General features: G+C 62.3%; 24 protein-coding genes. 20 read left to right on the top strand and 4 right to left on the bottom strand.

Annotated features, from left to right (window positions below; all coding sequences use genetic code 11):
- Window positions 1-150: 150 nt before the first annotated feature.
- The 9 genes from cobU to ACMGE0_RS23265 all read left to right on the top strand — a co-directional run bounded on the left by cobU (window position 151) and on the right by ACMGE0_RS23265 (window position 8195).
- Window positions 151-672 carry a bifunctional adenosylcobinamide kinase/adenosylcobinamide-phosphate guanylyltransferase gene (gene cobU / locus ACMGE0_RS23305; protein WP_436818283.1) on the top strand — a complete coding sequence of 174 codons (522 nt, stop codon included), beginning with the start codon at window positions 151-153 and terminating at the stop codon, window positions 670-672.
- Between the two features lie 125 nt (window positions 673-797).
- On the top strand, window positions 798-1769 hold the full coding sequence (locus ACMGE0_RS23300; protein ID WP_436818282.1) for a nucleoside hydrolase: 972 nt from the start codon (window positions 798-800) through the stop codon (window positions 1767-1769).
- A 120-nt stretch (window positions 1770-1889) separates the two neighbouring features.
- Entirely contained in the window at window positions 1890-2174 is a 285-nt protein-coding gene (locus ACMGE0_RS23295) for an acyl carrier protein (RefSeq protein ID WP_003495848.1), read from the top strand.
- Between the two features lie 30 nt (window positions 2175-2204).
- On the top strand, window positions 2205-2678 hold the full coding sequence (locus tag ACMGE0_RS23290) for a 3-hydroxyacyl-ACP dehydratase FabZ family protein (protein WP_436818281.1): 474 nt from the start codon (window positions 2205-2207) through the stop codon (window positions 2676-2678).
- A gap of 90 nt (window positions 2679-2768) precedes the next feature.
- Entirely contained in the window at window positions 2769-3971 is a 1203-nt protein-coding gene (locus ACMGE0_RS23285; RefSeq protein ID WP_436818280.1) for a beta-ketoacyl-ACP synthase, read from the top strand.
- 10 nt (window positions 3972-3981) lie between these two features.
- On the top strand, window positions 3982-5268 hold the full coding sequence (locus ACMGE0_RS23280; protein ID WP_436818279.1) for a beta-ketoacyl-ACP synthase: 1287 nt from the start codon (window positions 3982-3984) through the stop codon (window positions 5266-5268).
- 59 nt (window positions 5269-5327) lie between these two features.
- Window positions 5328-6356, top strand: a complete 1029-nt coding sequence (locus ACMGE0_RS23275; protein WP_436818278.1) for a zinc-binding dehydrogenase — start codon at window positions 5328-5330, stop codon at window positions 6354-6356.
- A gap of 11 nt (window positions 6357-6367) precedes the next feature.
- The gene (locus ACMGE0_RS23270; RefSeq protein WP_436818277.1) at window positions 6368-7297 is read left to right on the top strand and encodes a lipid A biosynthesis lauroyl acyltransferase; all 930 of its coding nucleotides are present in this window, start codon (window positions 6368-6370) and stop codon (window positions 7295-7297) included.
- A gap of 184 nt (window positions 7298-7481) precedes the next feature.
- Window positions 7482-8195, top strand: a complete 714-nt coding sequence (locus ACMGE0_RS23265; protein ID WP_436818276.1) for a PAS domain-containing protein — start codon at window positions 7482-7484, stop codon at window positions 8193-8195.
- A 3-nt stretch (window positions 8196-8198) separates the two neighbouring features.
- On the opposite strand, the gene ACMGE0_RS23260 is transcribed toward ACMGE0_RS23265, so the two are convergent.
- The 3 genes from ACMGE0_RS23260 to ACMGE0_RS23250 all read right to left on the bottom strand — a co-directional run bounded on the left by ACMGE0_RS23260 (window position 8199) and on the right by ACMGE0_RS23250 (window position 9810).
- Window positions 8199-8555: a VOC family protein gene (locus ACMGE0_RS23260; RefSeq protein WP_436818275.1), complete on the bottom strand. Its 357-nt coding sequence runs from the start codon at window positions 8553-8555 to the stop codon at window positions 8199-8201.
- 10 nt (window positions 8556-8565) lie between these two features.
- A complete protein-coding gene (locus ACMGE0_RS23255; RefSeq protein ID WP_436818274.1) occupies window positions 8566-8973 on the bottom strand; it encodes an SRPBCC family protein in 408 nt (135 codons plus the stop codon).
- 66 nt (window positions 8974-9039) lie between these two features.
- Window positions 9040-9810, bottom strand: coding sequence for a helix-turn-helix domain-containing protein (locus ACMGE0_RS23250; protein ID WP_436818273.1), 771 nt, complete (start codon window positions 9808-9810; stop codon window positions 9040-9042).
- 187 nt (window positions 9811-9997) lie between these two features.
- Between ACMGE0_RS23250 and gnd the strand changes: the two genes are divergently transcribed.
- Window positions 9998-11428, top strand: coding sequence for an NADP-dependent phosphogluconate dehydrogenase (gene gnd / locus ACMGE0_RS23245; protein ID WP_436818272.1), 1431 nt, complete (start codon window positions 9998-10000; stop codon window positions 11426-11428).
- 74 nt (window positions 11429-11502) lie between these two features.
- On the opposite strand, the gene ACMGE0_RS23240 is transcribed toward gnd, so the two are convergent.
- Window positions 11503-12552: a LacI family transcriptional regulator gene (locus tag ACMGE0_RS23240; protein ID WP_436818271.1), complete on the bottom strand. Its 1050-nt coding sequence runs from the start codon at window positions 12550-12552 to the stop codon at window positions 11503-11505.
- Window positions 12553-12960: 408 nt separating this feature from the next.
- On the opposite strand from ACMGE0_RS23240, the gene ACMGE0_RS23235 reads away from it, so the two are divergent.
- From ACMGE0_RS23235 to ACMGE0_RS23190, 10 genes are all read left to right on the top strand, one after another.
- The gene (locus ACMGE0_RS23235; RefSeq protein WP_436818270.1) at window positions 12961-14196 is read left to right on the top strand and encodes an ABC transporter substrate-binding protein; all 1236 of its coding nucleotides are present in this window, start codon (window positions 12961-12963) and stop codon (window positions 14194-14196) included.
- 103 nt (window positions 14197-14299) lie between these two features.
- Window positions 14300-15202: a carbohydrate ABC transporter permease gene (locus ACMGE0_RS23230; protein WP_436818269.1), complete on the top strand. Its 903-nt coding sequence runs from the start codon at window positions 14300-14302 to the stop codon at window positions 15200-15202.
- A complete protein-coding gene (locus ACMGE0_RS23225; protein ID WP_436818268.1) occupies window positions 15195-16139 on the top strand; it encodes a carbohydrate ABC transporter permease in 945 nt (314 codons plus the stop codon). The genes ACMGE0_RS23230 and ACMGE0_RS23225 overlap by 8 nt, the downstream gene beginning before the upstream one ends.
- 6 nt (window positions 16140-16145) lie before the next feature.
- The gene (locus ACMGE0_RS23220; protein WP_436818267.1) at window positions 16146-17258 is read left to right on the top strand and encodes an ABC transporter ATP-binding protein; all 1113 of its coding nucleotides are present in this window, start codon (window positions 16146-16148) and stop codon (window positions 17256-17258) included.
- A 61-nt stretch (window positions 17259-17319) separates the two neighbouring features.
- Window positions 17320-19752 (top strand): beta-mannosidase, encoded by a 2433-nt coding sequence (locus ACMGE0_RS23215; RefSeq protein ID WP_436818266.1) that lies wholly within the window; start codon window positions 17320-17322, stop codon window positions 19750-19752.
- Window positions 19753-19774: 22 nt separating this feature from the next.
- A complete protein-coding gene (locus tag ACMGE0_RS23210; RefSeq protein WP_436818265.1) occupies window positions 19775-20536 on the top strand; it encodes a sugar phosphate isomerase/epimerase family protein in 762 nt (253 codons plus the stop codon).
- Window positions 20537-20558: 22 nt separating this feature from the next.
- Window positions 20559-21692, top strand: coding sequence for a Gfo/Idh/MocA family protein (locus ACMGE0_RS23205; protein ID WP_436818264.1), 1134 nt, complete (start codon window positions 20559-20561; stop codon window positions 21690-21692).
- A gap of 95 nt (window positions 21693-21787) precedes the next feature.
- Window positions 21788-22831 carry an L-glyceraldehyde 3-phosphate reductase gene (mgrA, locus tag ACMGE0_RS23200; protein ID WP_436818263.1) on the top strand — a complete coding sequence of 348 codons (1044 nt, stop codon included), beginning with the start codon at window positions 21788-21790 and terminating at the stop codon, window positions 22829-22831.
- A 174-nt stretch (window positions 22832-23005) separates the two neighbouring features.
- Window positions 23006-24616, top strand: coding sequence for a glycoside hydrolase family 43 protein (locus ACMGE0_RS23195; RefSeq protein ID WP_436818262.1), 1611 nt, complete (start codon window positions 23006-23008; stop codon window positions 24614-24616).
- A gap of 128 nt (window positions 24617-24744) precedes the next feature.
- Window positions 24745-25086 (top strand): RcnB family protein, encoded by a 342-nt coding sequence (locus tag ACMGE0_RS23190; RefSeq protein WP_436818261.1) that lies wholly within the window; start codon window positions 24745-24747, stop codon window positions 25084-25086.
- Window positions 25087-25102 lie beyond the last annotated feature (16 nt).

Here is a 25102-nt window from a genome sequence, read left to right as displayed (position 1 = left end):
GGCTGCGGCGCGGCACGTGTCGGTTGACTCTCGCCTGCAAAGCCTGCACCATTTCCAGGCAATGCGAATCCAGAGCCATCACCAACAGGGCCGGACGCCTCTCTTGTCTACGAATCGTCCGGTCCCCTCTGGAGCAGGCCACTTCCTCTCATGACACGCTCCGGTCATCTCACGCTCGTCCTCGGCGGCGCTCGCTCGGGCAAATCCGGTTTCTCGGAAAAGCTGGCGAGGGAAAGCGGCCTGGAACGGCACTATATCGCGACCGGCCGCGCTTATGACGACGAGATGCGCGAGCGCATCGCCCGCCACCGGGCCGATCGCGGCGAGGGCTGGGTGACGCATGAGGTGCCGCTCGATCTCGCGGCGCATCTCACCAAAATAGATGCGCCGGGCAGCGTCATCCTGGTCGACTGCCTGACGCTGTGGATCACCAATCTGATGATGGAGGGGCACGACGTCGATGCCGAAGGCGCCGCGCTTGTCCGCGCGTTCGAATCTCTCTCCGGCCGTCTCATTCTCGTCTCCAACGAGGTCGGGCTCGGCATCGTGCCGGAAAACAGGATGGCGCGGGAATTCCGCGATCATGCCGGCCGGCTGCATCAGCGCATAGCGGCCGTCGCCGACGAGGTTTTCTTCATCGCCGCCGGTCTTCCCCTGAAGATGAAGGGCTAGAACCGAGACAGACGCCTGCAACCCGACCCCCCCCCGGGAGGCAGCCATGCACTTCCGGGATTGCGCTCCAAGCGTTTGCCGCTATTGTGCGCGACCTTGAAAGCGGTCGAATACGGGATGAAGCTATGCACAAGGTCATTTTCGATACGGATCCCGGCGTCGACGACGCCATGGCGCTGCTCTTCCTGCACCGGCATCCGGAAATCGACCTTCTCGGCGTGACCACGGTCTTCGGCAATGTCGGCGTCGATCTGACGACCCGCAATGCACAGTTCCTGCATCGGGAATGGGGGATTTCCGCACCGATCGCCAAGGGGGCTGCCCAGACCGTCGATCCGTCCCGCCGCGACGACCGCGCAGCTTCGGTCGTGCATGGCGCCGACGGTCTCGGAAATATCGGCGTGCCGGAGACGGTGGACTGGCGGCTCGATCCGCGCCCGGCCCATCAGTTCATCATCGACACGGTACGCGCCAATCCCGGCGAGGTGACGCTCGTCGCCGTCGGCCGCATGACCAATCTGGCGCTGGCGCTTCGCGCCGATCCGGAGATTGCCGGCTTGGTCAAGGAAGTCATCGTCATGGGCGGCGCCTTCGACGTTATCGGCAATGTGACGCCGGCCGCCGAAGCCAATATCCACGGCGATCCGGAAGCCGCCGACATCATCTTCACGACCCCGTGGAAGGTCACCATCGTCGGCCTCGACGTGACCATGAAGACGATCATGACCGCGGAATATCTGGAAGTGATGGTGAAATCGGGCGACCGGTCCGTGAAGCTCCTGTCCGACCTGTCGCAATACTACATCGACTTCTACAAAAGCCGCGTCGGCATCGCCGGCATGGCGGTGCACGACAGCACGGCCTGCGTCTATCTGGTGCGGCCGGACCTCTTCACGCTGCGCGGCGGCGCCGTGCGCGTCGTCTGCGGCGGCATTGCAGACGGCGCGACGATCCAGGCGCCCGACCACGGCCGCAAATTCACCGGCAGTCCGTGGGACGGGCAGCCGAGCCAGTGGGTCTGCACGGACGTCCGATCGGAGGAAGTGCTCGAGGTTATCCGCGCGGGGCTGGTGGACGGCCGTCATTCGGTTGCCTGATCGGGCAATTGCTGTTTAGGCAACAGTTCCCGCGCAAATTTTCACGCGGGAAAACGAGGCCATTGGCATTTGGGATCGATTTCCCTATGTGGAACTTTGATTTCTTATTTTTCAGAGGACATGGGCGTGACTGCTACATTCGACAAAGTTGCCGACATCATCGCTGAGACCAGCGAAATCGATCGCGAAACGATCACGCCGGAAAGCCACACGATCGATGACCTCGGCATCGACAGCCTCGACTTTCTGGATATCGTCTTCGCCATCGACAAGGAGTTCGGCATCAAGATCCCGCTGGAACAGTGGACGCAGGAAGTGAACGAAGGCAAGGTTTCGACCGAGGAATATTTCGTTCTCAAGAATCTCTGCGCCAAGATCGACGAGCTGAGGGCGGCAAAGGGCTGATCGTCACCGATCTCCCGGGCCGGCAATCTCATGCTGCTCGAATATTTCCAGATGATCGATCGTGTCGAAGCGGTCGATCTCAAGGCGAAAACCCTCAAGGCGCGTTCGGTCGTGCCGGCGAAAAGCCCCGTCTTCGAGGGCCATTTCCCGGGAATGCCGCTGGTGCCGGGCGTTCTGCTGATCGAAACCATGGCGCAGGCCTCCGGCTTCCTGGTGCTCGCCGCCACGGATTTCGCCGCCATGCCTTTCCTGATGTCGGTCGACGGCGCCAAGATGCGCACTTTCGTCGAACCGGATGCCGTGCTCGATATAGAGGCGTTTCTGGAGCATGAGGGATCGGGCTATGCCGTCACCAAGGCGAAGATTTCGAGCGCCGGCAAGCGGATCTGCGATGCGCAGCTCAAGCTGCGCACCATGAATTTCAGCGAAATCCCGCTGGCGCCGGTCGTCCGCAAGCGGGCGGAAGAGGTCGGCCTCCTGGACGCGCTTGCCGCAAGCGCCTAGATCTGACGCAGTTTCTGACGGAAAACCGGTTCCCGCTTTTCCCGGAATTGCCTAAAAGCTCTCCCATCGAGGCCGGTGGGCAAAGAGGATATGATGAAGTCTGACAATGATGTCGTGATTACCGGGATCGGGATCGTCACCAGCCAGGGCGTCGGCAAGGAGGCGCATGTGGCTCTCCTGTCGGCGGCGGAGGTGGGGGCGCCCAAGGTCGAGACCGAGCGTTTCGCGCCCTATCCGGTTCATCCCATGCCGGAAATCGACTGGTCGGCGCAGATTCCGAAACGCGGCGACCAACGCCAGATGGAGAACTGGCAGAGGCTCGGGGTCTTTTCCGCCGGCCTGGCGCTCGACGATGCGGGCCTCAAGACCGATGCGGAAGCCTGCGCTTCCATGGACATGATCGTGGCGGCCGGTGGCGGCGAGCGCGACATCAAGGTCGATTCCCTGATCGTCGACGAGGCGTTGAAGCGCAACGACCGCGAGATGCTCTTGAACGAGAAGCTGACGACCGAGCTCAGGCCAACGCTGTTCCTGGCACAGCTTTCCAATCTCGTCGCCGGCAATATCTCGATCGTCCACAAGGTCACGGGCTCGTCCCGCACCTTCATGGGCGAGGAGTCGGCCGGCATTTCCGCCGTCGAGACGGCGTTCCACCGCATAAGGGCCGGCCAATCGACCCATTGCCTGGTCGGCGGCGCCTTTGTCGCCGAGCGTGCCGACATCATCCTGCTCGTCGAGGGCATCCGGGCGCATGCGACCGGCGGTTGGCATCCGCTCTGGTCGCGCTCGGCCGAGGATGGCGGCGGCATGATCATGGGATCGGTCGGCGCCTTCCTGGTGCTCGAATCGCGGGCTCATGCCGAGGCTCGCGGCGCGCATGTCTATGCGGCGATCGACGAAATCGAAGGCGATCGGGGCAACCGCGAGGACGGCCGGCTCGAAAAGCGGCTCACCCGTCTCGCTCACCATGCCTCCGGCCTCTCGAAAGACGACACGGTCGTCTTTTCAGGCACGAGCGGGGTGGTGGAGCTCGCATCGCGCGAAAAGGCGGTGCTGGAGCAGGAGTTTGCCGGCGCACCGATACGCGGTTACGGCGGCGTCACCGGCCACGGCATGGAGGCGCAGTTTCCGCTCGGTCTTGCGCTCGCCGCACTCAGCTTGGATGGCGCGGTCCGCGTTCCTACATTCGATGCCCGGAACGAAAAGCCGATGGCGGCTCCTGCAAAGCATGCGGTGGTGACGACGATCGGTTACACGCGCGGCGAGGGCCTCGCGGTCCTCTCTGCGGCGTAAAGGAGCAATCATGAGCGACAATCGCTTCAAGGATCATATCGGCCGCCCGATCGTGGCGGTCACCGGCATGGGTGTCATGACCTCGCTTGGCCAGGGACTTGCCGACAATTGGGCGGCGCTGACCTCCGGCACGTCAGGCATCCACAAGGTCAGCCGCTTTCCGACGGAAGGACTTTCGACCAGGATCAGCGGCACGGTCGATTTCATCAAGGTGCCGGCGGAGAATTCCGTCGAACGCTCCTTCGCCTTTGCGCGCGACACCACCGCCGAGGCGCTGGCCCAGGCAGGGCTTTCCGGCGATTTCGACGGCCCGCTCTTCCTCGCCGCGCCCCCGGTGGAGCCCGAATGGAGCGACCGTTTCGCGCTTGCCGACCGCGCCCCGCCGTCCAAGGCGGAGGGCGACGCCTATGACCGCTTCCTCACCGCCATGCGTGAGCGTCCCGATCCGGTCTTCCTCGAAGCCGTGCAGTTCGGCTCGATTTCCGAGCGCCTGGCCGACACGTTCGGCACGCGCGGACTTCCCGTGACGCTGTCGACCGCCTGCGCATCGGGCGCCACCGCCATCCAGCTCGGCGTCGAGGCGATCCGCCAGGGCCGCACCGATCGCGCTCTGACGGTCGCGACGGACGGTTCGGTCAGTGCCGAGGCGCTCATCCGCTTCTCGCTGCTTTCCGCGCTCTCCACTCAGAACGACCCGCCGGAAAAGGCGTCCAAGCCCTTCAGCAAGGATCGCGACGGCTTCGTGATCGCCGAAGGGGCTGCGACGCTCGTGCTCGAATCGCTGGAATCGGCGATCGCCCGCGGTGCCAAGGTTCTCGGCATCCTGAAAGGGTGCGGCGAGAAGGCCGACCATTTCCACCGCACCCGGTCCTCGCCGGACGGCGGCCCGGCGATCGCGACGATCCGTGCAGCCCTTGCGGATGCCGGCATGGACGAGAGCGGCATCGGCTATATCAACGCGCACGGCACGTCGACGCCGGAAAACGACAAGATGGAATACGGCTCCATGCTCGCCGTCTTCGGCGATAGCCTCAAGGACATCCCGGTTTCGTCTAACAAGTCGATGATCGGCCATACGCTGACCGCCGCCGGGGCCGTGGAGGCCGTCTTCTCCATCCAGACGATGCTGACGGGTACGCTGCCGCCGACCATCAACTACACCAATCCCGATCCGACGATCGTGCTCGACGTGGTGCCGAACAAGAAGCGGGATGGGCAGCCGAGGGCCGTACTTTCCAACTCCTTCGGCTTCGGCGGCCAGAACGCCAGCCTTGTCATGACGCTGGAACCGGCTTAGAGACCGTCCGCAATCAATTTCGACAAGCTTTGACGCCTCCGGGCGAAGGAAGACCTATTATGCGCGCTCTGCAACTGATCGACGACCGCAAGCTCGAGGCCGTGGACATTCCCGAGCCCGAAGCGCCGGGCCCTGGCGAGGTGACCCTTCGCGTCAAGGCGGTCGCGCTCAACCATATCGACGTCTGGGGCTGGCGCGGCATGGCGTTCGCCAAGCGCAAGATGCCGCTGACGATCGGCGCGGAAGCCTCCGGCGTCGTGGAAGCGATCGGCCCGGGCGTCTCGAACGTCCTGCCCGGCCAGCTCGTGTCGATCTACGGTGCGCGCACCTGCGGTCTCTGCAAGGCCTGCCGTGAGAAGCGCGACAATCTCTGCGAAAACGTCTCCGGGGTGCACGGCTTCCATCTCGACGGCTTCGCGCAGGAAAAGACCAACCTGCCGGCACGCCTTCTGGTGCCGGCGCCTCCCGGCGTCGATGCGGTCGGCGCGGCACTCGCGCCGGTGACCTTCGGCACGGTGGAGCACATGCTGTTCGACAATGCCAAGCTCCAGCCGGGCGAGACGATCCTCGTGCATGCCGGCGGCTCGGGAATCGGAACTGCGGCGATCCAGCTCGCCAAGAAGATGGGCTGCACGGTGATCACCACCGTCGGTTCCGACGACAAGATCGAGCGCGCCAGGGCGCTCGGCGCCGATCACGTCATCAACTACCGTACCGACCGCTTCGAAGGCGTTGTCCGCAAGCTTACGAAGAAGAAGGGCGTCGACGTGGTCTTCGAACATGTCGGCAAGGATACGTGGGCGGGGTCGATGCTGTGCCTCAAGCGCGGCGGCCGGCTCGTCACCTGCGGCTCGACCTCCGGCGTCTCGACCGAGATGAACCTGATGATGCTCTTCCAGCAGCAGTTGAAGCTGCTCGGCTCCTTCGGCTGCCGCATGGAGAACATGGCGGATGCCATGCAGAAGATGGCCCAGGGCATCGTCCATCCGGTCATCGACACGGAAGTCACCTTCGACGAGATCGACAAGGCGCTGGAGCGCATGGAAACCCGCCAGGTGTTCGGCAAGATCGTGCTCAGGATGGATTGAGGCGCCTGCCCGTGAAGATGTTCGTCGTCCGGATCGCGATTGCGCTGAGAAACCTCCAGCAATGGCTGGTGGCGCAGCTCGCATTCGGGTTCCTCAATCTTCTCAAGGTTTTTCCGGCCGATCCGGCGATCCGTTTCGCCGATCGCGTGGCGCGCCGCGTCGGTCCGAAGCTCGGCCGCCACAAGCTGATGCGCGTCAACCTGCGCAACGCCTATCCGGAGAAGACAGACGAGGAGCTCGAGCAGATCGCCATCGCGAGCTGGGGACATATGGGCCGGCTTGCGGCCGAATACGTCTTCCTGGACCGCCTGTTCGATTTCGATCCCGACCAGGAAAAGCCGGGCAGGGTGGAGGTGTCGGGCATCCCGATCTTCGTCGATCTGCGCGACAATCCGCGCCCTTTCATCGTCTTCACCGCCCATACGGGCAATTTCGAGCTCCTGCCGGTCGCAGGCAAGGCATTCGGCCTGGAGGTAATGGTGCTCTTCCGGCCGCCGAACAACCCCTATATCGCTGAAAAGGTCTTTGCCTTCCGCGCCAGCCGCATGGGTCAGCTGGTGCCGTCGCATGCCGGTTCGTCCTTCGCGCTCGCCCGCAGGCTTGAGGCGGGCGGCGGCGTCGGCGTTCTGGTGGACCAGAAATTCCGGAAGGGGCTCAAGACGACGTTCTTCGGCCGGCCGGTGCAGACCAATCCGCTGCTCGCCAAGCTCGTACGGCAATTCAATGCGGACGTATATCCGGCGCGCTGCATCCGCCTGCCTGACAATCGCTACCGGCTGGAGATCGAACCGAAGATCGAACTGCCCCGGGACGCGAAAGGAAACCTCGATGTCCAGGGCACGGCGCAGGTGTTGAACGACAAGGTGGAAAGCTGGGTGCGGGAATATCCCGAGCAATGGCTCTGGTACCACGATCGCTGGCACATCAAGCGCCAACTGTAATCTGCGGATGCGCAAAATCTGATTACATCTTGGGATTGCACGGCCGGATATTCTGAATTAAGTCATCGGCCACAAATTGGGTCTGATTTTTAAGAAAAGAATTAATCTGAATCGCATCAAATAACGGAGGTGTCGATCTCGCGAAAGGTCGAGCGTGTCTCCGGACAGGGGAGAGGGGTGTTTTTTGCAGGCCTTGATCGATCTTTTCTGGTTCAAATATGCCGATCTGCGGCAGGCGATCGACCATAACGACACACAGGCGACCGCCGCGCTCGACCGTGAGCTCGATCCGCTCCTGCTCGCGATCTTTTCGAGCCAGGGGAAGGACCCGGCCAGTATCCAGGCACAGTTCCGGTTCGCTCTCGATCTCCTGAACGAAGAGGCCGACGACGGCGGTTGCGTGCGCCGCAACGGGCATCTGCTGCAGATGCTGGTCGAGCGTTACGTGGTTCCCGAAACCGGCCTTTCGCCCAACCGCCGGCCTGTTCCGGAACCGACGGAAACGTCGGTTATCGCCGATGCCACGGCCGACGGCTTTCTCGACGACGCTCTCCTCAACCGTATTTCCGACCGCATCGTGGTGATCGCTCCGGGCTACCGCATCTTCTATTCGAACGAAACGAATGCCCGTCGTCTCGATCTCCCGCGTGATGCGCTGATCGGCCGGCATATTGCCGAATTCGTCGGCATCCACCGCTTCCAGAACGAATTCAAGCCGGCTCTCGACCGTTGCTTCGAGGGCGAAAGCATCTCGCTCACCTATGCGGACCAGGTCGACGGACAGACGGTGGTGATCCGCTGCCGCATGTCGCCCTGCGTTTCGGGGTCGTCGCAACTCATCGGCGCGCTTCTCGTCATGCAGGAGACCGCCGACCGCCGCCGGCGTCCGGCGGCATAACCTCTATTTATCCGACCAAACGGCGAGCTCATATCCTTCCGGATCGGCGAACTGGAATCGCCGTCCGCCGGGGAAGGAGAAGATCGGCTTGACGATCCTGCCGCCGGCTTCCTCGACCTTGGCCTGGATGGCTTCGAGATCGTCCGCGAAGAGGATGACCAGCGCGCCGCCTTTGGCATTCACATTCCCGGCTTTCGCAAAGCCGCCGGTCAGCCGCCCGTCCTGGAATTCGCAATAGTCCGGTCCGTAATCGGTGAAGGTCCAGCCGAAGGCCGAGCCGTAGAACGCCTTGGCCCTGCCGATGTCGCCAACGTTGAATTCGATATAGTCGATCTTGCGATCCGCTCCTCTGGCTCCCATGAGTTGCCTCCTATTTCTTCCGTTCCATCAGGTCTTTCAGCGTTCTCAGGTCCTTGAGAACATGAGCGGCGTCCGATTCGAAAGCCGCATCGTCGAGGTCCGGGCGCTGCAGCAGCGTGAACATGACTTCCGCGCCGTCGCCGTTTCGCATCACCCGCAGCGGATTTTCCACGACGAGGCCGTTTTCCATCGTCACCGTATGGTCGAGGATGCCGAAGGGATTGCTGGGCGTGAACCGCACGCGCACCTTGCCGATCGGTCCGCCGTCGCCGATCCAATCCTCGCCATCGCGGGTAAGGCCGGCGGATAGTCCCGATGCCCAGAGCGGCATGTTCTCGGGATTGGCGGCAAAGGCGTAAACCTCCTGCCAGGGTCTTTCGATGCTCATGTGAATGATACGGGCGGGCAAGGTCGTCATGGTCGTTCCTCCATTTGCCGCAGGCCTATCGGAAAAGGTCCCACGCTTCTTGAACAAAACGGACAATCAGGCAAAGAGCTGCCGGCGAATGTCCTGCGGCGTCAGCGTCGTAAGTTCCTTCACGTCCCGGGTCATGTGAGCCTGATCGGCATAGCCGGCTTCATAGGCGAGAACCGCCAGATTGTCCGATGCCGGCCTGCGCAGGAGGCGCAAAAAACGCTGGAGGCGGAGAATGCGTTCGAGCGTCTTCGGTCCGTAACCGAAATGATCCCGGCTTCGCCTCCGCAGGGTGCGTTCGCCGAGTGCCGCATCTCCCGATAATTCGCGTAGCGTACCGCAGCTCAGGCGGTCGAAAAGCGCTTCCATGTCGTCTCGCGGATCAGCGGCTGCCGCGGCCTCTCCGTATGCCCACGCGCAAAGACGCTTCAGCCTGTGCCCTGGGTCCTTTTCGGCTGCGAGCTGTTCCTCGATTGCGCTTACGTCGCTCCGCACCTCCCGTAACGGCACCGCTTGCCCGACGAGTTCGCTCAGCGGAACGTCGAGCCAGCGCAAGGCGGCGCCGGGCCTAAAGCGCAGCCCGAGGATCGTCTCTCCGGAGGGTAGGGCCGGGAAGGCGGCGATGCGGTCGGGGCCGATCACCATCAACCGGCCGCCGGTCCATATCAGGTCCGAACAGCCGTCCGGGACGACTGCTGCCTGTCCTGCGAAATCCTGAGGCAGTCTGTGCGACCAGACGCAGCGGAAAAGTCTTGCGAGCGGGCCTGTCAGCGGCTGCTCGCGATAGCTGCCGGCGCACATGGCCAGCACCGGCATATCTGTCTTGGCGGCGGCACTCATGAGAGGCCTTGTCGCATCCGATATGGGCACAGGCAAGGCATTGTCCCGGTCAAGCCAAATGGCGCCGGCCGTCCTCATGACGGAGACGGAGTGTCATGGAAATTTAATCGTTTAATGTGGCCGCCGCCTTGCCGTCGAACTATATGAGTGCGACAACACCGTCGAATCTTCAAATGGAGGCACATCCGTGGAACAGGCAGAAATCGGCCTTATCGGGCTTGGCGTCATGGGCTCGAATCTTTCGCTCAACATTGCCGAAAAAGGCAACAGGATCGCCGTCTTCAACCGCACTCCGGAAGCGACCCGCAAGTTCTATGCCGAGGCCGGCGAACTGCAGGGCCAGCTCGTGCCCTGCGAGACCCTAGAAGAATTCGTCGCCGCCATCCGCCCGCCGCGGCCGATCATCATCATGATCAAGGCCGGCGATCCCGTCGACCAGCAGATGGAGCTCCTGAAGCCCTACCTTTCGGCCGGCGACATCATGATCGATGCCGGCAACGCGAATTTCCGCGACACGATGCGCCGTTTCGACAATCTGAAGGACAGCGGCCTGACCTTCATCGGCATGGGTGTTTCCGGCGGCGAAGAGGGTGCTCGCCACGGCCCGTCGATCATGGTCGGCGGCACGGAGGAGAGCTGGAAGCGCGTCGAGAAGGTGATGACCTCGATTTCCGCCAAATTCAATGGCGAGCCCTGCGTCGCCTGGCTCGGCGAAAACGGCGCCGGCCATTTCGTCAAGACCATCCATAACGGCATCGAATATGCCGACATGCAGATGATCGCCGAAATCTACGGCATCCTTCGCGACGGCCTCGGCATGAGCGCATCCGAGATCGGCAACGTCTTCGGCCGCTGGAATACCGGCCGCCTCAATTCCTACCTGATCGAGATCACCGAGAAGGTTCTGAAGGCGACCGATCCGATTTCCGGCAAGCCGATGGTCGACGTCATCGTCGACAGTGCCGGCCAGAAGGGCACCGGCAAGTGGTCGGTCATCGAAGCGCAGAATCTCGGCGTTGCCGCAACCGCCATCGAAGCCGCCGTCGCGGGCCGCATCCTGTCGTCGCAGCGCGAAGAGCGCGTTGCCGCGGAGAAGATCTTCGGCCTGCCGAAGGTCGCGGAGAAGAAGGACGGCATGGCCTTCCTGGCCGATCTCGAAAACGCGCTGCTGGCCGCCAAGATCGGCGCCTATGCGCAGGGGTTCGCGGTCATGGCCGCCGCGTCCGCCGAATACAACTGGAACCTGCCGATGCCGACGATCGCCAAGATCTGGCGCGCCGGCTGCATCATCCGCTCGCAGTTCCTCGACGAGATCACCTCGGCCTTCACCAAGGATCCGCATGTGGCGAACCTCATCGTCACCCCGGCCTTCTCGAAAATGGTCAAGGAAACCGACGGCGCACTGCGCCGCGTCGTCTCCTATGCGGCGCTTTCCGGCCTGCCGGTTCCGGCGCTCGCATCGGCGCTTTCCTATTTCGACGCCTATCGCCGCGGCCGCGGCACGGCGAATCTCATCCAGGCGCAGCGCGATTTCTTCGGCGCTCATGGCTTCGACCGCCTTGACGGTGTCGACAGGCATCATGGCCCGTGGGGCAGCGGCCTCGGCAACAACGCCTGATCCGTCGATCCCTCGTGAAAAATACGCCCGCCTCTCCGGCGGGCGTATTCGTTTCAGTCCCGACTGCTTAAGGTCTACGGCGCCATCTTCGACCAGACCGGCTGGCTGATGCTCTGCAGGAGTTCGGGCGCCACGCCGTCTATGCGCGCCATCACCGCCTTGGCAAGTTCCCGTCCGGCCTGGCGGACATCCTCGTTGACCGTATAGATTTCCGGCCGGATCCAGTTGAGGAACTCGGCCGACTGTTTCGACACCAGGTCGACATCGACACCGAGTTTCCTGCCGGCGGCCTCGAGACCGGCGACGAGCGCGATGGTGGCGGAGCCGCTGATCGAGATAATGCCGTCCGGCGGTTCCGCCGAGCGCATCAGCCGCTCCGCATAGGCACGGGTTTCCTCGAGCGGCGTTTCGCTCGTCACGCGGCCCATGGGCACTTCCGTCGCGCCGAAATCCGCAAGGCCGCGTTCGAAGCCGATGCGGCTGTGGAGATAGAAGGAGAAGCGGCTCTGAGGCGACAGAAGCGCGATGCGCCGGCGGCCCTTCTCGACCAGCTTCCGGACGGCCTGGTAGGCGTAAGCCTCGTTGTCGTAGTCGTGATAAGGATGCGCGATGCCCATGTCGGTGCGGCCATGCGTGGCGAAGGGCAGGTTCCGCTCCGTCATCAGCCGCACCCGCGCATCCTCGGGCTCGATGCGCGAGATGATCACGCCGTCCGCCGAACCGGTGTCGAGGATATAGCGCACCGGCACCATCGGGTCCTTCTCGAAGGAGTGCGGCGTCACCACCAGGTGATATTGCGTGCCGCCCAGCACCTCCGTAATGCCATGCACCATCTGGCTGGTGAAGCCCATCAGCTCCTCGTCAATGCTCAGGACGAGGGCGATGACATTGGTCTTGCCGGTGCGCAGGCGCACGCCGGCGCGGTTCGGCTGGTAACCGAGCTGATTGGCGACGAGCCGCACGCGCTCCTTGGTTTCCGCGCCGATATCAGGCGCATCCTTCAATGCCCGCGAGACGGTGGTAATGCCAAGCCCCGTCACATAGGCGATCGTCTTCAAGGTGGGACGCTCCCGAACGCCTCCCGGGGTTATTGCACCCATCCTTGGTCTTCCGCTGTCGTCCATTCGCCACCACCGCCCGAGTCAGGCCGTCACTATAGTGAGACCAAGCTTGCCTGAAAACGGCGCGATTCCTCCCGAGATCCATTCCAGAGAATATTTACTGTAACGATACAGGAAAAATGTCGAGGGGAATTTCAGATCTTTGCAAAACATATTATCCATAAGTTGTACAACGCAAGTGCGAGATTGTTTTGTGCAATCGCGAATGCGCGGAAGCCATACATTGGAGAAAACATCGATTATTCCATAAATTTCAAAGTTTATGCGTTTATTTTATCGCTCCCATTAGTCGGTTTTTCTCTCTATGATTGTATTTTCTCGAATCCCGAATTTTTTCGAATAAAATCGGTTGCGTGACTTTTGCGATTGGCCTACGTTTTTACGGCAACGTTTCAGTGAGGGAGGAGACTCATGAATATTCGTGCAACGACGGCTTTTCTGGCCGCAACTGCAGTGTTTCCGTTTGGCGCCGCTCATGCCACCGATCTCGAGGTCACCCATTGGTGGACGTCCGGAGGCGAGGCCGCGGCGGTCGCGGAGCTCGCCAAGGCATTCGACGCGACTGGCAATAAGTGGATCGACGGCGCGATTGCCGGTGCCGGCAGCACGGCGCGGCCGATCATGATCAGCCGCATCACGGGCGGCGACCCGATGGGTGCGACGCAGTTCAACCACGGCCGGCAGGCCGAGGAACTGGTGCAGGAAGGCCTGATGCGCGACCTCACCGACGTGGCGGAAAAGGGCAAGTGGAAGGAAATCATCCGTCCATCGAGCCTGCTCGATTCCTGCACCATCGACGGCAAGATCTATTGCGCGCCGATCAACATCCACTCCTGGCAGTGGCTGTGGCTTTCGAACGACGCGTTCAAGGCGGCTGGCGTACCCGTGCCGAAGAATTGGAATGAATTCGCTGCCGCCGCGCCGGCGCTGCAGAAGGCAGGCATCCAGCCGCTTGCGATGGGCGGCCAGCCCTGGCAGGCAAACGGCCTCTTCGACACCCTGACCATCTCGATCGGCGGCAAGGAGCTTTACGAGAAGGTCTACAAGGACAAGGACGAGGAGGTTGCCGCCGGTCCCGAGATGGCGAAGATATTCGCCGCCGCAGACCAGGCCCGTCAGATGGCCAAGGGCAGCAATGTCCAGGATTGGAACCAGGCGACCAATATGGTGATTACCGGCAAGGCCGGAGGCCAGATCATGGGCGATTGGGCGCAGGGCGAGTTCCAGATTGCCGGAAAGACGGCCGGAACGGACTATTCCTGCCTGCCGGGCCTCGGCCTCAATCAGTTCCTGGCGACCGGCGGCGATGCCTTCTATTTCCCGGTTCTGAAGGATGAGGCGAAGTCGAAGGCGCAGGATATCCTGGCCGAAACCATCGTCGATCCCAAGGTTCAGGTTGCCTTCAACCTGAAGAAGGGATCGGTTCCTATCCGGGGTGACGTCGATATCGCCGCTGCCAATGACTGCATGAAGAAGGGGCTGGATATTCTCGCCAAAGGGAACGTCGTGATCAGCACGGACCAACTGCTGTCGCAGGATACGCAGAAGCAGAAGGAGGACCTGATGTCCGAGTTCTTCGCGAGTGCCTCGATCACGCCGGAAGACGCGCAGAAGCGCTTCGCGGATATCATCGGCTCCGCCGATTGATCTTTCCCGCAGCGCGGGGGCGGCCGTCTTCGTGACGGCTGCCCCATAACCGGCGGCGGCCGGCTCCTTCCAAGCTTCTTTTTTCAACGGAGGATGGCCCAGCATGGTCAAACAGGCAGCGGCCGGACGGCCGAACCATCTGTTCCGCAATCTCAATTCCAAGATCGCTTCCATTCCGATGATCCTGGTCGCCAGCGTGATCTTTCTCGGCGGCACGATCTGGACGGTGATCTATTCCTTCACCAATTCAAGGCTCCTGCCGCGGCTGAATTTCGTCGGCCTGGACCAATATGAGCGGCTCTGGGCCTCTTCCCGCTGGATCATCTCGATCCAGAATCTGGCGATCTACGGCATTCTCTCGCTGATCTTCAGTCTGGTCATCGGCTTCGTGCTGGCCGCCCTGATGGACCAGAAGATCCGCTTCGAAAACGCCTTCCGCACCATCTTCCTCTATCCGTTCGCGCTCTCCTTCATCGTCACCGGGCTTGTCTGGCAATGGGTGCTCAATCCGGAGTTCGGCGTCCAGTCGGTGGTCCGCTCGCTCGGCTGGACCGGCTTCAGCTTCGATCCGCTCTATGACCCCGATATCGTCATCTACGGCATCCTGATCGCGGCGCTCTGGCAGGGCACCGGCCTCGTCATGTGCCTGATGCTCGCGGGCCTGCGCGGCATCGACGAGGACATCTGGAAGGCCGCGCGGGTCGACGGCATCCCGATGTGGAAGACCTATCTTCTCATCGTCATTCCGATGATGCGCCCGGTCTTCATCACCACGCTCGTGCTGATCGCGAGCGGCATCGTGAAGGTCTACGATCTCGTCGTGGCCCAGACGAGCGGCGGCCCCGGCAATGCCTCCGAAGTGCCGGCGAAATACGTCTACGATTACATGTTCCAGGCCCAGAATCTCGGCCAGGGGTTCGCCGCCTCCACGATGATGCTGCTGACCGTCGCGATCATCATCATTCCGTGGGCCTATCTGGAGTTCGGAGGGCGCAAGCGTGGCTAATATTTCCACCCTCAACACGACTGCAGCAAGCATCGATGCCGTTTCCTCGCGCCTTGCTTCCGGCCCCAGCGGCCGCAAGCCGCGACGGGTCCTCTCGCGCCGCAACGTCATGCTTTACGGCACGCTGATCGTCGCGGCACTCTATTACCTCCTGCCGCTCTATGTAATGGTCGTCACATCGCTCAAGGGAATGCCGGAAATCCGGCTCGGCAACATCTTCTCGCCGCCGCTGGAGATCACCTTCGAGCCCTGGGTCAAGGCCTGGGCTGAGGCCTGCACGGGGCTCAACTGCGACGGACTTTCACGCGGCTTCTGGAATTCCGTGCGCATCCTTGTGCCGTCGGTCGTCGTGTCGATCGCGGTGGCGTCGGTGAGCGGCTATGCGCTCGCCAACTGGCGGTTCAAGGGCGCCGAACTCTTCTTCTCGATCCTCATCGTCGGCGCCTTCATTCCCTATCAGGTGATGATCTATCCGATCGTCATCGTGCTGCGGGAAATGGGCATCTACGGCACGCTCACCGGCTTGGTCGTCGTGCACACGATCTTCGGCATGCCGATCCTGACGCTGCTCTTCCGCAACTATTTCGCCTCGCTTCCGGTCGAGCTTTTCAAGGCGGCGCGCATCGACGGAGCAGGCTTCTGGCAGATCTATTTCCGGATCATGCTGCCCATGTCGCTGCCGATCTTCGTGGTCGCGATGATCCTGCAGGTGACCGGCATCTGGAACGACTTCCTGTTCGGCGTCGTGTTCACCCGGCCGGATACCTATCCGATGACCGTGCAGCTCAACAACATCGTCAACTCGGTTCAGGGCGTGAAGGAATACAACGTCAACATGGCGGCGACGCTGCTGACAGGCGCCGTTCCACTGATCGTCTATTTCATCTCCGGCCGGCTTTTCGTCCGCGGCATCGCCGCCGGCGCAGTCAAAGGGTAAAGCCTGATGCACGACACTGTTTCCATCCGCCCGAAGAGCAGCGTTTCCATCCGTGAGCTGTCGCTTTCCTTCGGCTCGGTGAAGGTGCTGGAAAACCTGAACCTCGACATCCGCGACGGCGAATTCCTGGTGCTGCTCGGCTCGTCCGGCTGCGGAAAGTCCACGCTGCTCAACTGCATCGCCGGACTGCTCGAGCCGACCGAGGGGCAGATCTTCATCAAGGACAGGAACGTCACCTGGGAGGAGCCCAAGGACCGCGGCATCGGCATGGTCTTCCAGTCCTATGCGCTCTATCCGCAGATGACGGTTGAGAAGAATCTCTCCTTCGGCCTGCGCGTCGCCAAGATGGCGAGGGAGGAGATCGACCGCCGCGTGGCGCGCGCCGCGGGCATCCTGCAGATCGAGCCGCTCCTCAAACGCAAGCCTGCCGAACTTTCCGGCGGCCAGCGCCAGCGCGTCGCGATCGGCCGCGCGCTGGTGCGCGACGTGGACGTCTTCCTGTTCGACGAGCCGCTCTCGAACCTCGACGCCAAGCTGCGCTCGGAACTGCGCGTCGAGATCAAGCGGCTGCATCAGGCGCTTAAGAACACGATGATCTACGTCACCCACGACCAGATCGAGGCGCTGACGCTCGCCGACCGCATCGCCATCATGAAAAGCGGCGTCATCCAGCAGCTCGACGATCCGGTGACGATCTACAACCGGCCGAAGAACCGGTTCGTCGCGGGCTTCATCGGCTCGCCGTCGATGAATTTTCTGACGGGCGAACTGGCGGAGGAGGGCGGCCGCGTGGTGTTCAGGACCAACGGCATCAGTTTCTCGCTCGACGGCTACGACGCCGCGCGGCCGCTTGCCCCGGGCGGCAAGGTCATCCTGGGCGTCCGGCCGGAGCATATCAAGGTGGACGGCGACATTTCCGGCGGCGAAGTGCACGAGGCGGTGGTCGATATCGAAGAGCCGATGGGCGCCGACAATCTCATCTGGCTCAAACATGCCGGCCATACGTTGTCGGTGCGCATCGGCGGCGCCCGGCGCTATGCGGTCGGGGCCAAGGTCCGGCTCGCCTTCGACATGACCATGGCCTCGTTGTTCGATGCCGAGACGGAAGAGCGCATCTGATGCTGCAGTCAGGTCAAAGGGGGGCCGGATCGGCACGCCATAGCTTTTTCGGACAGATGCAATGATATCCATCGACCTCTCCGGCACATGGCAGCTTTCTTCCGCAAACGGAACGCATCGCACCAAGATGCCCGTGCCCGGCGATGTGCACGGCGCGCTGAAATCCGCCGGGATCATCCCCGACCCGTATTTCGGCCGCAACGAAAACGAGGTGCAATGGGTCGCTCATGAGGACTGGGTGGTCGAGCGGCAGTTCACTCTCGATGATCCGGACGGCTCCTGGTATCTCGACATCACCTATCTCGATACCGTTGCGACCGTCTTCGTCAACGATGTCATGGTTCTGGGAGCCGACAACTGCTTCCGCCGCTACCGGCCGGACGTGTCGAAGGCACTGAAGCCAGGCAGGAATACGATCCGTATCCTTTTCCGCTCCAGCATCACGGCAGGGGCGGAACGCCAGGCGCGGCAGCCCTTCTACATTCCCTATTCCACCGCAAATTCCCCGATCCCGAACGGAAACATGCTACGCAAGCCGCAATGCCATTTCGGTTGGGACTGGAATATCGCGCTGGCGCCGCTCGGCCTCTATGGCGGGATTGCGCTGAAGAAGCTCGAAACCGCCCGCATCGAACATGTCGTCACCAGTCAGAGACATGATGGCGGTGCGGTCGACCTCCATGTGACCGTGACGTTCCATGCCGAGGAGCCGGGTGTGTTGCCGGTTCACGTCTTGCTCGGCGACGAGCGCGTCAGACTCGATTGTGGCGTGCGACCTGGCGAAACGGTGATCACTCACGTCTTCCATATCGAAGAGCCGAAACTCTGGTGGCCGGCGGGTAGCGGCGAGCAGACATTATATCGGCTGGAGGTCGAAATTCCATCCGAGACGGTCGTCCGCCAGATCGGCCTGCGCACGGTCGAACTCCTGACCGATCCGGACGAGGCAGGCAGCCGTTTCGCCTTCCGCATCAATGGCCGCGAGATCTTCTGCCGCGGCGCCAACTGGATTCCGGAGGATGCGCTCTTCTCGCTGACAAGCCGGGAAAAGACCGAGGACCTGCTGCGCTCTGCCGTCGATGCGCATATGAACATGATCCGTGTCTGGGGCGGAGGCTTTTACGAGGCGGACTGGTTCTACGACCTTTGCGACCGGCTCGGCCTGATGGTCTGGCAGGATTTCCAGTTCGCCTGCAACCTCTATCCTTCGACGCCGGATTTCCTCGAAAACGTCGAGGCTGAGGTAGACTATCAGGTCCGCCGGCTGAGTTCCCATCCCTCGATCGTCCTCTGGTGCGGCGATAACGAGCTCGTCGGCGCGCTCAACTGGTTTCCGGAATCGAGGGAAAACCGCGACCGTTACCTCGTCAACTACGACCGGCTGAACCGCACGATCGAACAGGCTGTGAAGAAAGCCGCGCCCGACGCGATCTGGTGGCCGTCGAGCCCGGCCTCCGGATACCTCGACTACGGCGATGCGTGGCATGCGGACGGTTCCGGCGACATGCATTACTGGTCTGTCTGGCACGAGAACAAGCCGTTCGACGATTACCGTTCGGTCCGGCCGCGCTTCTGCTCGGAATTCGGTTTCCAGTCCTATACGTCGCTGCCGGTCATCGAGACATATGCGAACCCGAGAGACATGAACATCGCTTCGCCGGTGATGGAGCATCACCAGAAGAATGCCGGCGGCAACGAGCGCATCGCCGGCACGATGTTCCGCAATTTCCGCTTTCCCAGGGATTTCCCGAATTTCGTCTATTTGAGCCAGGTGCAGCAGGGGATCGCGATCAGGACGGCCGTCGACTACTGGCGCTCTCTGAAGCCTCATTGCATGGGCACGCTCTATTGGCAGCTCAACGACACCTGGCCGGTCGCCTCCTGGTCCAGCCTCGATTACGGCGGAAGCTGGAAGGTGCTGCATTACCTGGCGTGGCGTTTCTTCCAGCCGGTCGCCGTGGCGGCCATCCCGTCGGAGGACGGACGGGAAATCCGCCTGTCACTGGTCAACGACACGCCCGCGGACGTCGCGGTCACCATCAACCTCTCGCTGCTCACGCTCAAGGGCGAACGTACGTCGCTGCGAAGCGTCGAAGTCGTCTGCACGCCGAACGCCGCGATCACGGCCCTGACCTTGCCCACGACGCATATTCCCGATCAAGCAATCCTCGCCTGGAGCTTCACCGCTTCCAACGGCACGGGCGGCGAGGGGCATTATGTTCCTGGCACCTACAAGGCGCTGGAACTTGAACCGCCGGGCCTCGAACTCTTCGTGTCACCTGCAGATGGCGGCGCTTTCGACCTGCTCGTGCAGGCGAGGGGACTGGCGCTCTTCGTGCTGATCGAGAGCACCACGCCCGGCCGCTATTCCGACAACGCTTTCGATCTGGCCGCCGGCGAGAGCCGGCGCATCACCTTCACTCCCGCCGCGCCGGGCGGCACGGCTCCGCAATTCCGCATCTACGACCTCTATTCCTGCCAGGCGGCAGGCTGAGGTCCATTTCGAGGAGAAGCACATGACGAAGCTCGGTTTCCAGCTCTATTGCGCCCGCAATTTCCCGCCGCTTTCCGACATCCTGAAACTCGTCGCCCGTGCCGGCTATTCGGAAGTCGAGGGTTACGGCGGCATCTACGCGACGCTCGACGAGGCCGGTCTGAAAGCGCTGCGCGCTGATCTCGACGCCAACGGGCTGACCATGCCGACCGGCCATTTCGGCCTCGATCTTCTCGAAAAGGAGCCGGAACAGGCGCTGCTGATCGCGAAAATCCTCGGCATCGAGGCGATCTATTGCCCCTTCCTCATGCCTGACCAGCGGCCGGGCGACGCCGCCGGCTGGTTCGCCTTCGGCCGGCGCCTGCAGGAAGCTGGCAAACGCTATCAGGATGCCGGCTATACGTTCGGCTGGCACAACCATGATTTCGAGTTCAAGGCGCTTGCCGACGGTTCGACGCCGCAGGAGCAGATCCTGGCCGGTGGCCCCGATCTCGCCTGGGAAGCGGATATCGCCTGGCTCATCCGCGGCGGCGCCGACCCCTATGCCTGGATCGAAAGCTACGGCAGGCGCATCTCGGCCGTGCATGTGAAGGATATCGCGCCGGCCGGCGAGAATATCGACGAGGACGGCTGGGCGGATGTCGGCCACGGCACCGTGCCGTGGAAGGACCTGATGGCGGCGCTGAGAAAAACGCCGGCAAGACATTACGTGCTCGAACACGACAATCCGAAGGATGTCGAGCGGCTGCTGACCCGCTCGATCGCCTCCTTCAAGACCTATTGATCAGAAGATTCCGGAGTTTTTCATGCCCAGGGAACTTGGTGTCGGCATCATCGGATGCGGCAATATTTCCACCACCTATTTCAAGCTGGCGCCCCTTTTCAAGGGGCTCAAAGTGCTTGCCTGCGCCGACCTCAACAAGGAGGCGGCCGAGATGCGCGCCGAGGAATACGGCGTCAAGGCGCAGTCGATCGCCGAGCTGCTCGACAATGACGAGCTGGACGTGATCGTCAACCTGACCATTCCGGCGGCGCATTTCTCCGTCTCCAGGGCGATCCTCGAAGCGGGAAAGCACGTCTACTCGGAAAAGCCGCTGACGATCACGCTCGAAGAGGGCAAGGCGCTGCAGAAGCTCGCGAAAGAGAAGGGGCTTTCCGTCGGCTGTGCGCCCGATACCTTCCTCGGCGGCGCCCATCAGCTCGCCCGCAAGTATATCGACGAGGGAGGCGTGGGCCGTATCACCTCCGGCACCTGCCATGTCATGAGCCCCGGCATGGAGATGTGGCATCCGAACCCCGGCTTCTTCTTCCTGGAAGGCGGCGGGCCGATCCTCGACCTCGGACCCTATTACATCGCCAACCTCATCAACTTCCTCGGACCGGTGAAGCGCGTGGCGGCGCTCACATCCATGGCGAACAAGACCCGGACCGTTACCAGCGAGCCGCTCAAAGGACAGGTGATCCCGGTCGAGACGCCGACCAATATCCATGCGCTGCTCGAATTCGCGAATGGGGCCACCATCACGCTGTCGGCAAGCTGGGATGTCTGGTCGCACCGCCATGCGAACATGGAGCTCTACGGCACCGAAGGCTCGCTCTTCGTGCCGGATCCGAACTTCTTCGGCGGTGTGGTGGAGGCGAGCGGCCGCAACAAGACCATCGAGCCGCTGGAGCCCTGGGAGCATCCCTTCGGCATCCTCAACCAGGAAAGTCCGCAGGGGCCGCGCGCCAACTATCGCACCGCCGGTCTCGCGGACATGGCGATGGCGCTGATCGAGGGACGCGATGCACGCTGCTCGCTGGAGCGCACGCTGCACGGCGTGGATGTCATGGCCTCGATCCTGAAATCCGGCGAAGAGCACCGGTTCATCGAACTCACCACGACCTGCACCCAGCCCGCCGCGCTTGGCATAGACGAGGCGCTGGCGCTGCTGCGCTGATCCCGGAGGGGAAAACCGGTTCCCACTTTTCCCGGAATTGCTCTATGAATGCGGCGCGCTTCTTAGCGCCGCATTTCATCCGGAGGACTTCGATCATGACCTGGCAACCGGCGGCAAACCGCTACGAAACCATGAAATACAACCGCTGCGGCCGTTCGGGGCTCAAGCTTCCGGCGATCTCGCTCGGCCTCTGGCACAATTTCGGCGACGACACGCCCCATGAGCGGAAGGTCGCGATCGCCCGCAAAGCCTTCGATCTCGGCATCACCCATTTCGACCTCGCCAACAATTACGGTCCCAAGCCCGGCAGCGCCGAACTCGCCTTCGGCCAGATCCTGCGCGAGGATCTCCGCGGGTACCGCGACGAGCTGATCATCTCGTCCAAGGCCGGCTACAATATGTGGCCAGGTCCTTACGGCGAGTGGGGCAGCCGCAAATATCTGATCGCCTCGTGCGACCAGAGCCTCAAGCGCATGGGCCTCGACTATGTCGACATCTTCTATTCGCACCGTTTCGACCCGGAGACGCCGCTCGAAGAGACCTGCGGCGCGCTCGACCACATCGTCCGTTCGGGCAGGGCGCTCTATGTCGGCATCTCGTCCTACAGTTCGAAGCGCACCCGCGAAGCTGCGGCGATCCTGAAGGAGCTCGGCACGCCGATCCTCATCCACCAGCCGAGCTATTCGATGATCAACCACTGGGTCGAGGAGGATGGCCTTCTCGACACGCTCGACGATCTCGGAATCGGTTCGATCGTCTTCTCGCCGCTGGCGCAGGGCATGCTGACCTCGAAATATCTCGGCGGCATTCCGGAGGACAGCCGCGCGGCGAAGGCCAAATCGCTTCGTTCGGAATTCCTCAACGAGAAGAATATCGCGAACTTGCGTGCGCTCAACGCGATCGCGGAAAGGCGCGGCCAGACGCTGGCGCAGATGGCGATTGCATGGGTGCTGCGCGGCGATCGCGTCACGACGGCGCTGATCGGCGCCAGCCGGCCGGAACAGGTGGAGGATTGTGTGAAGGCGCTCGAAAAACCCGATTTCACGGCCGAGGAGCTGGCGGAGATCGATACTTACGCGAAGGATGCCGACATCAATCTCTGGGCCGCTTCGGCCGAGCGGAAGGGGCCGCAGCGGTAAGCGATCAACGGAGAGTTCGGAGCCTACCCGCTCATCCCCGGACCTTCTCCGATTTTAACGGGGAGAAGGGATGTGCGGCACGGCCGGCGCTCCAGCATCCTTTTCCCCGCATGCGGGGAGAGGTGGCGGCAGCCGGATGAGGGGCATTGGAATACATTTGTTTTGGGAGGAGACATGATCCGCAACCCGATCCTGCCGGGCTTCAACCCCGATCCGTCCATCTGCCGTGTCGGCGAGGATTATTACATCGCCACCTCGACCTTCGAATGGTATCCGGGCGTGCAGATCCACCACTCGCGTGACCTGGTGAACTGGACGCTGGTGCGCCGGCCGCTGGAGCGCGCGAGCCAGCTCGACATGCGCGGCAATCCCGACAGCTGCGGCATCTGGGCACCGTGCCTTTCCCATGCGGACGGGCTGTTCTTTCTCGTCTATACGGACGTCAAGCGGTTGGACGGCAATTTCAAGGACGCCCACAACTACATTGTTACCTCCCCGACAATCGAGGGCGAATGGTCCGACCCGGTCTACGTCAATTCCTCCGGCTTCGATCCGTCGCTCTTCCATGACGACGACGGCCGGAAATGGTTCCTCAACATGCAGTGGAACCACCGCACCGAGAGTTTTGGCGGGGCTCCGAAACATCCGGCTTTCGACGGCATACTGCTGCAGGAATGGGACCCAAAAATGAAGGCCTTGAAAGGCCCGATCAAGAACATTTTCGCCGGCAGCCCGCTTGGCCTCGTCGAGGGTCCGCATCTCTTCAAACGGAACGGCTGGTACTATCTGACGACCGCCGAAGGCGGGACGGGCTACGACCATGCCGTCACCATGGCGCGTTCGCGAACGATCGACGGTCCATACGAGATGCATCCGCAGACGCATCTCATCACGTCGAAGGACCATCCGAAGGCCGCGCTCCAGCGTGCCGGCCATGGGCAATATGTCGAGACGCCGGAGGGCGAGGCCTATCATACGCATCTCTGCGGACGTCCGCTGGCGCCCATGCGGCGTTGCACGCTCGGCCGCGAAACGGCGATCCAGAAATGCATCTGGGAGGACGACTGGCTCTACCTCGCCCAGGGCGGCGTGGTGCCGGACGTTGACGTACCCGCGCCGGCCGACCTGGAGCCGATCGGGGAACCGGCACGCATCGAAAGCACATTTGACGGCTCAACGCTGCCGCCGGAATTCCAGTGGCTGAGGACGCCCTATCCGGAGCGGATTTTCAGCCTTTCGGCGCGCCCCGGTCATCTGCGTCTCTTCGGCCGCGAGAGCATCGGCTCATGGTTCGAGCAGTCGCTGGTCGCGCGCCGACAGGAACACCATTCCTTCCGCGCCGAAACGGTGGTGGAATTCTCGCCCGACACCTACCAGCAGGTCGCCGGGCTGACGCATTATTACAACCGCCACAAATTCCATGCGGTCGTCGTCACGCTGCATGAGAAGATCGGCCGGGTGGTGACGATCTTCTCATGCCCCGGCGATTTTCCGCACGGCCGCATGAGCTTTCCCGCAGGCAGCGGCGTCTCCGTTCCGGACGGTCCGGTCCATCTGGCGATGGAGATCCGCGACAACGATCTGCGGTTCTTCTGGCGCTCGGGCGGCTCGAACGGCTGGCAGGCGCTCGGCCCCGTGCTCGACGCCGGCGTGATTTCCGATGAAGGCGGGCGCGGCGAGCACGGTTCGTTCACCGGCGCCTTTGCCGGCGTCTTCGCCTTCGACACGTCGGGAAGGGCGAATCATGCCGATTTCGACCGCTTCGTTTATGAGGCGTTAAAATAGCAACGTTCAACTTCAAAAAATTAACAGAACGTCATAATTTCATTACAGAAATGTAATTCCGCAGTTCAGATACGGTTCATCATTCGGGGCCTAGTTTCCAGGCGTGGTCAACACGAGGAGACACCCCGATGAAAAAGTTCTTCGCCATCCTTCTTTCCGCAACCGTTCTTGCCGCTCCCATGGCGCAGGCGCAGGATTGGCGCAACGGCCCCGACCGTTCCCGGCACGTGGAAAAGCGGGTCGATAAGCGTGTCCATGTCCAGAAGAAGGTTGTCGTCCACAAGCATCGCTGGGTGAAGGGTCACCGCATGAGCCCTGCCGAACGGCGCCGCATGGCCGAGATCCGCGACTATCGCCGTTACCGCCTGTCGGCTCCGCCGCGCGGTTACCACTGGGTCCGGGTCGACAACGACTTCCTGCTGGTCGGCATCGCCACCGGCGTGATCTCCAGCATCATCGCCTCCCGCTAAAGACAGGTGGGCCTGC

Origin of the sequence: Neorhizobium descurainiae, from assembly GCF_051400715.1 — a bacterium.
Classification (GTDB): domain Bacteria; phylum Pseudomonadota; class Alphaproteobacteria; order Rhizobiales; family Rhizobiaceae; genus Neorhizobium.
Note: the sequence above shows the minus strand (reverse complement) of the source record. Positions and strands in the feature narration are given on the sequence as shown.

Excerpts from the sequence above, each read along its gene's own strand:
- cobU (WP_436818283.1), top strand. The coding sequence starts at position 151 with ATGACACGCTCCGGTCATCTCACGCTCGTCCTCGGCGGCGCTCGCTCG.
- ACMGE0_RS23300 (WP_436818282.1), top strand. The coding sequence starts at position 798 with ATGCACAAGGTCATTTTCGATACGGATCCCGGCGTCGACGACGCCATG.
- ACMGE0_RS23295 (WP_003495848.1), top strand. The coding sequence starts at position 1,890 with ATGGGCGTGACTGCTACATTCGACAAAGTTGCCGACATCATCGCTGAG.
- ACMGE0_RS23290 (WP_436818281.1), top strand. The coding sequence starts at position 2,205 with ATGCTGCTCGAATATTTCCAGATGATCGATCGTGTCGAAGCGGTCGAT.
- ACMGE0_RS23285 (WP_436818280.1), top strand. The coding sequence starts at position 2,769 with ATGATGAAGTCTGACAATGATGTCGTGATTACCGGGATCGGGATCGTC.
- ACMGE0_RS23280 (WP_436818279.1), top strand. The coding sequence starts at position 3,982 with ATGAGCGACAATCGCTTCAAGGATCATATCGGCCGCCCGATCGTGGCG.
- ACMGE0_RS23275 (WP_436818278.1), top strand. The coding sequence starts at position 5,328 with ATGCGCGCTCTGCAACTGATCGACGACCGCAAGCTCGAGGCCGTGGAC.
- ACMGE0_RS23260 (WP_436818275.1), bottom strand. The coding sequence starts at position 8,555 with ATGGGAGCCAGAGGAGCGGATCGCAAGATCGACTATATCGAATTCAAC.
- ACMGE0_RS23255 (WP_436818274.1), bottom strand. The coding sequence starts at position 8,973 with ATGACGACCTTGCCCGCCCGTATCATTCACATGAGCATCGAAAGACCC.
- ACMGE0_RS23250 (WP_436818273.1), bottom strand. The coding sequence starts at position 9,810 with ATGAGTGCCGCCGCCAAGACAGATATGCCGGTGCTGGCCATGTGCGCC.
- ACMGE0_RS23240 (WP_436818271.1), bottom strand. The coding sequence starts at position 12,552 with ATGGACGACAGCGGAAGACCAAGGATGGGTGCAATAACCCCGGGAGGC.
- ACMGE0_RS23235 (WP_436818270.1), top strand. The coding sequence starts at position 12,961 with ATGAATATTCGTGCAACGACGGCTTTTCTGGCCGCAACTGCAGTGTTT.
- ACMGE0_RS23230 (WP_436818269.1), top strand. The coding sequence starts at position 14,300 with ATGGTCAAACAGGCAGCGGCCGGACGGCCGAACCATCTGTTCCGCAAT.
- ACMGE0_RS23220 (WP_436818267.1), top strand. The coding sequence starts at position 16,146 with ATGCACGACACTGTTTCCATCCGCCCGAAGAGCAGCGTTTCCATCCGT.
- ACMGE0_RS23215 (WP_436818266.1), top strand. The coding sequence starts at position 17,320 with ATGATATCCATCGACCTCTCCGGCACATGGCAGCTTTCTTCCGCAAAC.
- ACMGE0_RS23210 (WP_436818265.1), top strand. The coding sequence starts at position 19,775 with ATGACGAAGCTCGGTTTCCAGCTCTATTGCGCCCGCAATTTCCCGCCG.
- ACMGE0_RS23205 (WP_436818264.1), top strand. The coding sequence starts at position 20,559 with ATGCCCAGGGAACTTGGTGTCGGCATCATCGGATGCGGCAATATTTCC.
- mgrA (WP_436818263.1), top strand. The coding sequence starts at position 21,788 with ATGACCTGGCAACCGGCGGCAAACCGCTACGAAACCATGAAATACAAC.
- ACMGE0_RS23195 (WP_436818262.1), top strand. The coding sequence starts at position 23,006 with ATGATCCGCAACCCGATCCTGCCGGGCTTCAACCCCGATCCGTCCATC.
- ACMGE0_RS23190 (WP_436818261.1), top strand. The coding sequence starts at position 24,745 with ATGAAAAAGTTCTTCGCCATCCTTCTTTCCGCAACCGTTCTTGCCGCT.